The sequence below is a fragment of the Frankia sp. EI5c genome (assembly GCF_001636565.1).
Classification (GTDB): domain Bacteria; phylum Actinomycetota; class Actinomycetes; order Frankiales; family Frankiaceae; genus Parafrankia.
The window spans coordinates 1-9,390 of sequence record NZ_LRTK01000075.1 but is presented as its reverse complement, the minus strand read 5'-3'; the positions used below and the strand labels follow the sequence as shown (position 1 = coordinate 9,390).

At 73.3% G+C, this 9,390-nt stretch carries 4 protein-coding genes and 9 pseudogenes; 4 read left to right on the top strand and 9 right to left on the bottom strand.

Features of this window, described 5'->3' with window-relative positions; genetic code table 11:
• Window positions 1–1,684 (bottom strand): polyprenol phosphomannose-dependent alpha 1,6 mannosyltransferase MptB (gene mptB, locus UG55_RS21930; RefSeq protein WP_066072483.1); only part of this gene is annotated, 1,684 nt, incomplete at its 3' end.
• A 56-nt stretch (window positions 1,685–1,740) separates the two neighbouring features.
• Here mptB and UG55_RS41590 point away from each other — a divergent pair.
• The 4 pseudogenes from UG55_RS41590 to UG55_RS41575 all read left to right on the top strand — a co-directional run.
• Window positions 1,741–2,634 (top strand): annotated as a pseudogene (locus UG55_RS41590) (hypothetical protein); the annotation flags it as partial.
• Between the two features lie 7 nt (window positions 2,635–2,641).
• Window positions 2,642–2,895 (top strand): annotated as a pseudogene (locus UG55_RS41585) (hypothetical protein); the annotation flags it as partial.
• Between the two features lies 1 nt (window position 2,896).
• Window positions 2,897–3,189: pseudogene (locus UG55_RS41580) on the top strand (hypothetical protein); the annotation flags it as partial.
• Between the two features lies 1 nt (window position 3,190).
• Window positions 3,191–3,480, top strand: a pseudogene (locus tag UG55_RS41575) (hypothetical protein); the annotation flags it as partial.
• Between the two features lie 168 nt (window positions 3,481–3,648).
• Here the strand turns inward: UG55_RS41575 and UG55_RS45655 are convergent.
• The 8 genes and pseudogenes from UG55_RS45655 to UG55_RS21905 all read right to left on the bottom strand — a co-directional run.
• Window positions 3,649–4,836, bottom strand: a pseudogene (locus UG55_RS45655) (potassium channel protein); the annotation flags it as partial.
• A gap of 1 nt (window position 4,837) precedes the next feature.
• Window positions 4,838–5,049, bottom strand: a 212-nt coding sequence (locus UG55_RS41570) for an NAD-binding protein (protein WP_242424930.1), incomplete at its 3' end; no start/stop codon positions are given.
• A gap of 385 nt (window positions 5,050–5,434) precedes the next feature.
• Window positions 5,435–7,009: a PP2C family serine/threonine-protein phosphatase gene (locus UG55_RS21915; protein ID WP_066072478.1), complete on the bottom strand. Its 1,575-nt coding sequence runs from the start codon at window positions 7,007–7,009 to the stop codon at window positions 5,435–5,437.
• A 217-nt stretch (window positions 7,010–7,226) separates the two neighbouring features.
• Window positions 7,227–7,535: pseudogene (locus UG55_RS41565) on the bottom strand (metallophosphoesterase); the annotation flags it as partial.
• Between the two features lies 1 nt (window position 7,536).
• A pseudogene (locus UG55_RS41560) lies at window positions 7,537–7,882 on the bottom strand (metallophosphoesterase); the annotation flags it as partial.
• Window position 7,883: 1 nt separating this feature from the next.
• A pseudogene (locus UG55_RS41555) lies at window positions 7,884–8,336 on the bottom strand (metallophosphoesterase); the annotation flags it as partial.
• Window position 8,337: 1 nt separating this feature from the next.
• The coding region (locus UG55_RS41550) for a fibronectin type III domain-containing protein (protein WP_396230970.1) at window positions 8,338–8,630 on the bottom strand (293 nt) is incomplete at its 3' end.
• 257 nt (window positions 8,631–8,887) lie between these two features.
• Window positions 8,888–9,270, bottom strand: a pseudogene (locus UG55_RS21905) (NDP-hexose 4-ketoreductase); the annotation flags it as partial.
• Between the last annotated feature and the right edge of the window lie 120 nt (window positions 9,271–9,390).

Genomic DNA, 9,390 nt, shown 5'->3' with positions numbered 1-9,390 from the left:
GCCCAGCCGCTGTCAGCAGCGCCACCAGGCCCCGCGCCACCGCCACCGCGGCGCCGGCCGGGCCGGCTCGTCCGAGCAGCCGCCAGGTTGCGGCGAGGGGGGACAACGTCGCGGCGCACAGCCACACCGACGTGACCGCGACCAGCCCGACGACCGCCCGGGTGCGCCGCGGCGGAGCCTGTCGTCCCAGTGCGACGATCACGGCGAGAAACGGCACGCTCAACGCGAGATACCACGGATAGACCACAGGCGACCCCAGCGCCACAGCCATCCCACCGAAGCCCAGGACGGCCAGGTCATCGCGGTGCCCGCCGGTCTCCGGCCGGGACCAGGAGCGCAGCGTGAGCCAGGCGATGGTCACGCCGGCCGCGGCCAGCGCGAGCGCCCGGGTGACGTTGAGCAGCGTGCCGTCGGCGACGTCCAGACCGACCAGCCGTGCCAGCGCGGAGAGAACGGTCGCGAGGATTGAGGCCGGAGCGACCCCCGTCTCGAGCTTGCCCGAGGTGGCGAGAGCGCCGATCCAGGTGGGACCGTAACCGCCCGCGGCCATCGCGGCCGCCAGCGCACCCGCGCCCGCGAGGAGGTCGGCGCCCAGGGTCCCGGCGGTGGTGGCCACCGCCGCGCCGCGCCGCCCGGCCGCGCGGCCGCCTCCCACCGCGGAACCGGCTCCGGCTCCGGCGGCTCCGGCGTTCCAGGAGTCCCGGACATGGACGAACAGCAGCCAGCCCAGGCCGAGGAAGGCCGTTGCCTTGACGCTGCCGGCCAGGCAGGCCAGCGCCACGGCGGCGGTGCCGAGCGCGCGGTCGCGGGTCGCGTCCCGGCGCGGGCCGGCGGCGCCCGGGCGCCGGCGCATCCGGTCGACCACGAGCGCGCCGACCAGCAGGGCGGCGGCAAGTGCGTCCAGGTGGGCGCCGCCGACCAGGTGAATGATCACGAATGGGTTGGCCGCGAGCAGGGCGAGCACGATCGGCGCCCCGATGGCCCCGGTTGCGGCGGTGGCCCCGGCGGCGGCGCCGGCCGGCCCGCGCACCAGCCGTAGCGCCAGCAGGACGAGTGCGACGGTGGAGATCACAGCGACGATCCGCAGCACGACCGTGGCCTCGGCCGGGCCGGTTCCCAGTGCGTCGCCGAGCGCCGCGGCCAACCGTTCGACACCGACCGCGAGCCCCCCGTAGGGAGCGTGGGTCTCGCGCCATCGTGGGTCCACGGCGGCCACGAAGATCTCGCCGGCGGCGTCCCGTGAGGCCAGGGCGCCGATGCCGTGCGTCGCCGGGTCCAGCCCGTGCCGGGCGAGTTCACCCTGGGCCGAGTAGGCGTAGACATCCCGGCTGAACAGTGGTGGGCCCACCGCGAACGGGGTGGCCCACGCGAGGGCGGCGAGGGCCGCCACCCGCGTCGAAAGCGTGTGGCGAAGCGCGCTCGCCAGCAGAAGCAGCCAGGTCAGGCACAGGGCGATGACGGCGAGCGCGGCTGTGGCCGCAAGCACTCCCCTGGCCGTGTCCGTCGGCGGTGTGGATGGGAGAATCCCCCACCAGGACGACGGGTCGCTCGCCTGCGGATCCCTGGGTCCGAGCCGAGCCTCGCCGAGCATGGCGAGGCTGGCGGCGATCGTGCCGGCCAGGATCAGCCAGCGCCCGGTGAAGATGTCGACGCGGCCGCGGTGCTCGGGTTGGGATGGTTCCACGCCCTGGGCGGTCAGGGCACCGGATGGACCGGCTGCGGAAGGCGGGGAGGTGGCGGGTGGGTCTGCTCGCGACGCCTGACCCTCCGCTCGGAACCACCACCGGCGAAGCCCCGACCGCGTCCGAGGAGATGCTCCGACCAGGCGGGACGGGCCGTCGCCGCGACTCACTCCCGCAGACCTCCTGCCTCGCCGTGGGACCTCGCCGCCGCAGCCGGCTGGTCGAGGCGGCCGCCGCCCTGGGCACCGCGGTCGTGCGCCGGCCCTGGCTGCTAACCGCCGTGCTCTGCCTGATCTCGGTGTGCCTCGACGTGACCGGCCCGGACACCCCTGCCCAGGAGTATCGGGTCTGGCTGTTCGAGCACGGCGGGGCGGTGCTGTGGGACGACGGTTGGTACGGCGGCCACACCATACCCGGCTACAGCGTGCTCTTTCCCCCACTGGGCGCCCTGCTGGGCGTCCAGACCGTGGGTGCGCTCGCCTGCGTCGCGTCGACCGTCATCGTGACGAGGCTGCTGCGTGGGCCGGGGGCCCGCCACGGGAACGATCTAGCGCTGGTGTGGTTCGCGGTCGCGACCGTGGCCAACCTGGTGGTGGGCCGGATGCCGTTCGCGCTCGGCATGGCGTTCGGCGCCCTCGCGCTGGTCGGCGCGCGGGAGCGCCGGGTGTGGCTGGTGTGGGTGGGAGCGGTGCTGTCGTCGCTGGCGTCGCCGCTCGCCGCCGGGTTCGTCCTCATGGTCGGGGTGGCGCTGCTCGGGTCGCTGCCGCGCCGGGTGCTCGCCGGTTTCCTGGGGGCGGGCGCCGGGATCATCGTCGCCCTGGCCTTCCCGGAGGAGGGCTACCAGCCCTTCCCCGCCATCACCTTCTTCTCCCTGCTGGCGCTGATCGGGGGCGGGCTGCTGCTCGTGCCGCGGGAGCAGCGGGCGGTGCGCCGCGGCCTGCTGCTGTGGGCGNNGGCGNCGGTCGTCTTCTTCTTCGTGCCGACCCAGGTCGGTGGCAACATCACCCGCCCGGCGACGATGCTCGCGGGGCCGGCCGCCGCGGTGTTCCTGATCCGGCGGCCGCGGGTGCTCGCGGTGGTGTCGATCCCGCTGATCGCCTGGCAGATCGGGCCCATCCACGGTGCCCTGGTCACCCGCGGCGACCCGTCCGCTTCGCCCGACTACTACACGGAGCTGCTGGACTACCTGGACAACGAGGGGCCCGTCCCGGCCNGGCGGATCGAGATCCCGTTCACCCGGTCACACTGGGAGGCCCGTTACGTCCCGCCGCGGGTGCCGATGACGCGAGGCTGGCTGCGTCAGCTGGACAGCAAGTACAACGCCCTGTTCTACGACGGGACGCTGACCGCGGAGACCTACCACGAGTGGCTGCTGGCCCGGGGCGTCACCTATGTCGCGCTGCCGGACGTCGATCTGGACCCCTCCGCCGTCGCCGAGGCCGAGCTGCTGCGCTCCGGCCTGAGCTACCTGGAGCTGGCCTGGCAGAACGAGGACTGGAAGGTCTGGNTGGTCCGGGACTCCTCCGGCCTCGTGCGGGGCCCGGCGACCCTGACCGAACTCGGTGTCAGCTCGGTTGCCGTGTCCTTCGCGAATCCCGGGGTCGCAACCGTGCTGGTGCACTACACTCCGTACTGGCAACTTACCGAGGGTGATGCCTGCGTATTCCGGGCTGCCGGCGGCTGGACCGGCATCCTCACCCAGTCCAGCGGCGCGGTCCGCCTCTCGGCGCGGCTGTCGGTGGACGGCCTGACCCGGGCGAGCGCCCTGGACTGCCCGGCCGACCAGCGCCTCCACTGACCGCCGACCACTGACCGCCGACCACTGACCGCCGACCGCCGGCGGAATCCAGGTCCGGGGCTAGACCTCCGGCGGCCGGGGGGTCATGCGCACGATGCCCAGATCGGCGGCGGCCAGCACGGCGGGCATGTTGAGGACGACCTCGCGGCTGCGATCCCGGTCGGCGGNGGAGAGGCTTTCCCAGTCGACCAGCGACGGGTGGCGCACCCCGCGGCTCTCCCGCTCGCGCCACCACCGCAGATGCTCCTCGGGGGCCAGCTGCTCCACCTCGTCCTCGGTGAAGACGAACTCCGGGTCATGCTCGCCCAGCGGCACCAGCATCCAGTTCCGCCGGCGCAGGACGTCGCTGTACCCGATCGCCTGCGCCCGGTTCGAGGCCTGTAGGTCCTGGTCCAGCTCGTCCCAGGGGAGCAGGCTGCGCCGCGAGCCCATCGCCGCGCCGCGGGCCAGCTCCTTGGCCAGGTACTTGTCGTGGATGATCCGCGCGAAGCGCTCGATGAGGTCGTTCGCGCCGGGGTCTAGCGGCAGCGCCTGGTCGTTCACCGCGAAGAACCGCAGCCCGCCCCGGACGTTGTCCAGCAGCCCACTGCCGCCGCCCGGCGGCTCGCCGTCCTGATCCCCGGGTGGGTTGCGCGGTCCGAAGACGTCCTCGAAGCTGCGCTGGCGGCCCGTGCGCACGACGATCCGGGTGCGCCGCGCACCGAGACTGCCGGCGCCGATCGCGCGGAGCACCTCCAGCCCGCGCAGCAGTGCCTCCTCCTCGTCCCGGTGACAGACGTAGACGAACTCGGGTGGCGTGGGCGGACCGCCCGGTGGCTGACCGACCAGGAGGAACTGGGCCGGCAGCTGGCCGGAGGTGCTGTCATGCGCCAGCAACTCGACCCGCGCGAGCGCCGGCTCCCGGGACCGCATGGCCGCGGCCTGCGCGGACGCGTCCCGCCCGGACACCACGATGGGCAGCAGCGGGCCGTCGGCCGGGCTGCTGTCACGCCACCGCCGGGCGAGCTCCATCACGACGGCCTGGCCGAGGCCGGACATGCCGAGGACCACCAGGTGCGGCGGCCGGGTCGCCGGGTCGTGGGGCGGGTTCGGCCTGGACCACGCGGGGGCGTTGCGGTTGAGCATCGCGTGCGCGCCGAGCACCTCCACGGCGAAGAAGTCGAGCCGGAACCCGGGGTCGTTCTCCAGCCCGATCCGCCGGGCCCGCAGATGCGGCAGCAGCGAGAGGTCACCGACCTGGGCGAGGCAGCGCAGCGGATTGTCCACCCGGGCGTCGGTGGCCCGGCGGTACCGGCTGCGCGCGTTCCGCAGCACCCCGCGGGCGGTGAGGGTGACCGCCAGATTGGACGCGGTGTCNCCCAGGCAGCTGTAGACGACATCCGCGTGCGCGATCCCGGCGCCCTGCAGGACGAGCCGCTCGGCCGGGTCGCCGGTGATCCGCAGCAGGTTCGGCGGGCGTTCGGCGTCGGGGTACTCCCGCTCGGCGTCCTCCGCGACCAGCACCACCCGCCTGGTGCCGACCAGCTTGTCGACGAGCGCCGACGCGGTCGGCCCGCTGCCGCAGATCACGACGTGCCGGCGCGCGTGCCGGGCCCGGAAGCGCNCGTAGCGGTGCGCGAACAGCGTGCTCACCGCGTCGGCCACACCCACCGCCGTCGCCAGCGGCGCGAGGAAGCGGGCCACCTCCAGCGCGGGCGGGAACTGCCCGCCGCCCTCGAACATCGTCCCGTCGGCGAGGAACAGCGTCGACGCGAAGAAGACGACGTTGGCCCAGGTGAAGCTCTCCGGCGTTTCGGAGAAGTGCTGGTAGGTGCCGATCAGGCTGAACGCGAGCGCGATCAGCCCGAGCAGCAGGAACAGCCCCAGCAGGTGGCGGCGCAGCCACCGGGCGACCCGGCCGAAGGTACCGCCGACGCGGCGCGGGATGTCGGCGGTCACATCGAACCGTGCGCCGTCACCGTGCCGACGGCTCGGACACCAGGTCGGCGACGACGATCGTGGTGTCGTCGCGGGCACCGGCCAGCAGCGCGGCCTCGACCAGCGCGTCGGCGGCCCGCTCCGGCGGCTCCGCGCCGAGCTCGGTCATGAGCCCGAGCAGCTGCTCCGGGGTCATCACCTTCGTGATCCCGTCACTGGCGAGGATCACGCGGTCCCCGGCCCGCACCGGCTCGTACAGGATGTCGGCCTCGATGTGGTCGGCGAGGCCGACCGCGTTGAGCAGCGGGCCGTTCCTGATCGCGTGCGGGGTGGTGACCTGGCGCGGGCGCCCCTTCTGCGGCTGCAGCCACACCGAGCTGTCGCCCACGTGCGCGATGAACAGGGTCTCGCCGGTCGCCTGCTGCCGACCGAGGATGACGACGTCGAGGGTGCAGGCCATACCCCGCCAGGCCGGCTCCTCCCGGGGCTTCTCCCGGACCACCTGGTTCGCGCGGGCGACAGCCTGCCGCAGCCCGTCCGCCGGGTCCGCCGCGTACTGGGGACGGAAGCCGGCGACGGTGGTCACGGAAAGGGTCGAGGCGATCTGCCCCGCGGCCTCGCCGCCCACCCCGTCGGCGACGGCGAGCAGACCGTCCGAGACGACCCAGGCATCCTCGTTCGGGCCACCGCGCTTGCCGCGCCTGGACCGGCCGGCGGCGGCGAGCCGCAACGCCGGAGTCGTGGTGTGCACCGGCTCGGCCGCGACGATGCCGGCGGCGCCTGATTCGGGGGAGTGCGCGGGCGGTGCCGCCGGCGGCACCGTCGACGGTTCCGTGTTCCAGGGCGATTCCTGCTCAGCCCCGAAGTCCACGCGCCTCGTCTCGCCGGCCGCGGGGTCGGGGTAGGAGGCCGGCCCGGTGTAGCCGGAAGGGCTCCGGCCCTGGCCGTCCGTCGCCAGCCGGTAGATGGAGTCGTCCACCTCGGCCTGGTGCGGGCGCCCGCTGGGCGGCGGGGTCCACCCGGTGGCGTCCGGGTCTCGGCTGTCGTTCATAAAGGTGTCCCTGCTGCCTGAATCGAGTCCGCTCACGTCCATATCGCCCGTGCCACCGATATTGTGGCCCGCCAGGTCGCCGCCACCTGTCGGGGAGGTGGTCGTGTCGACGGGGTCGCCCGGTGCGGTCGTGGCGCCGGCGCCGCGGGCGTCCGCCACGGGCTCACTCAGGCTGCCGACCCGGGTCGCCTCCGCGTCGTCCCAGTCACCCCACTCCGACCAGCCGGACGCGCCGCCCCAGGCGCCCGCCCCCGGGGGGTCCACGCCGCCGGTGGCGTCGGTGCCGCCCGCCGGCTCGGTGCCGCCGGGCGCGGCCGGTGCCGGTGCCGGGATCGGCGCGCCGGTCTGGGGCTGGAAGCCCGGGACCACGCCGTCCGGCGGCTCGGACTCAGGCGCGTCCCGCAACGGAATGGCCTCCGGCCGTGCCCGGCGCGTGTCCAGTGTCCGCCGACGTCCGGATTCGGCGCCGGTGCGCGGGGCACGACTGGAGAGCGCGACGAAGACAACAGCTCCCACCAGGAGCACCACTATGAGCATGATCGGTACCAGTGAGCTACCCATGGCCTCCGTCCCCGCCACGCCAACCCGATCACGCTATAGGACGTGTCGGTAGCCGTCCTCATACATAACCAAAGGCGTCCTCTCGCGGTGGATGGGGTTTGTGTCAGGACTCCGACNACGAGTCGCTGGGTTGTGTGGGCGCTGTGTTCGCGGCTGTTCGGTCACCGCGGGTAGGTGTCGGAAAGCTGTCCGGGGCGCCCGAAGGTCACACAGCCGGTCAGCCGGCATCCCCGCGGGGGCGGACCAGTGTGAAACCGTCGAACGGGACGAGTTCGGTGGCCGACGAGTCGTAGACCGTCACCCGGATCCGGGTCGTCCCGCCCGGGACGCCCGGCTCCACCTCGAAGCCGGCGAACGCGTACGGATGCTCGGCGAAGCGGGCCGCGAGCCAGGGAGCCGGCTCCATCTCCCGGATCGCCGGGTGGTGCCGCTGACCGGGGGCCGGTTGGCGGACCCCGACGACGACCTGGCAGGCCGGTGGTTCGAACAGCTGGTGCGCCGACGGCGCCGAGGAACCACCCGTGCCNACGATCATGTGGACGGTGCCGGCCGAGGTGTCGATCATGGTCGTCCCGTCCTCGACGGTGGTCGCCGTCAGCACCGGCCGCGGGGTGCGGGTGGGTGTGCCCTCGACGACCCCGCGCACGGGATGGGTCCGCTCGTAGTGGTGCTCGTGCCCGGCCAGTACCAGGTCGACACCGTACTGGTCGAACAGCGGCAGCCACTCCTCGCGCAGCCCCAGGTCGGCGCCGTTGTGGTGCGCGGCGGTGGAGACGGCGGTCTGGTGCGCGGCGACGACGATCCAGTCGACGTCCTGGTCCGCCCGGGCCTGCCTGAGCTCCCGCTCCAGCCACGCCGTCTGCCGGCCGGCGCNGTAACCGCGCAGGTAGACGCGACCGGCGTCCTGGTAGCAGACGTCGTCGCCGCTGAGCACGACGAACCGGACGCCGCCGACCGTGAACGCGTACCAGAGACCGGCCAGATACGGCTCCTCGCCGTTGTCCGGCGGCTGGAAATAAGTCTGGTAGGCGGCCAGGCCCAGGGCCCCGTTGCCGCGCTCCACCTCGTGGTTGCCCACGCTGGGCATCCACGGGCGGCGAGCGGCCGACGGGCTGATCATCGCGAACCAGTCCGCCCAGGCGGCTGGTGGGACGTCCTGTGCGTTGGCATAGGCGAGATCGCCGTCGGCCAGCGTGAACAGCGGCGCGACCTGCTCGATCCCGGCCACGAGGATCCCGGACGCCGCTGAGCCGTGGGGGTCGTGGGGCCGGTCGGTGCCGTGGTCGCCGAAGCAGGTGAACGTGAACGCGGCCCGGCCCCGGGGAGCNGTGCGGAAGGAGGAGCCGCCGACCACCAGCGGCTGATCGCAGCCGCGGCGCGCGAACCGGCCTGGTCGGGGCGCCTGGTGGGAGATCTCGTAGTGATATTCGGTATCCGGTTCGAGGCCGGTGAGCAGCGCGTGATGGGTGTGGATCTCCCGCGCCGTGACCGCGTCGACGTAGGACCGCGTGACGGCCTCGATCTGCTGCTTCGCCGCGGAAAGCCGCTGGTCACACTCGCGGGGGCGCAGGCGGACGCGGGGGCGTCGAACAGGACCCCGGGTGATCCAGGAGACGACCATCGAGGTCGCCGGATCCGGGCCGAAGGTCAGATGCACCCCGTGCTCGGCCATCGGGTCGGGCTGGCGGAGTGGCGCTGCGGGCAGGTGTTCGTCGGGGCGACGGCGAGGCATGGCATCCGATGTGAAACGGGACGGTGAGCATGCCGAAGGGCGGCTACGCACGACGCGCAACCGCCCTTCGGGCAGGTCTGGCGGAGACGGGCGCCGGTAACGGTGACGGCCGGTCGCCAACCGGCGGTCACCTCACCGGCATCACGTCACTCGCTCGACTTGGCCAGATCGATCGGCGGGGAGTCCGGAACCGAGTTCGGCTTCGGCTCACCGCGGAAGACGAACTTCGCCTCCTCGCCCTCGCCTTCGACATCGCCGACGACGATCTCGCCGGGACGCAGCGTCCCGTAGAGGATCTTCTCGGACAGGATGTCCTCGATCTCCCGCTGGATGGTCCGGCGCAGCGGCCGGGCACCCAGCACCGGGTCGTAGCCGCGCTTCGCGAGCAGGGCCTTGGCGGCGGGCGTGAGCTCCAGCGCCATGTCCTTGTTCTTCAGCTGGGCGTCGACCCGGGCCAGCATGAGGTCGACGATCTGGATGATCTCGGCCTCGGAGAGCTGGTGGAAGACGATGATGTCGTCGATCCGGTNGAGGAACTCAGGCCGGAAGTGCTGCTTGAGCTCGTCCTGGACCTTCGCCTTCATGCGCTCGTAGTCGACCGCGCCCTGACCGGTGGCGAAGCCGATGCCGGGGCCCTTGGAGATGTCCC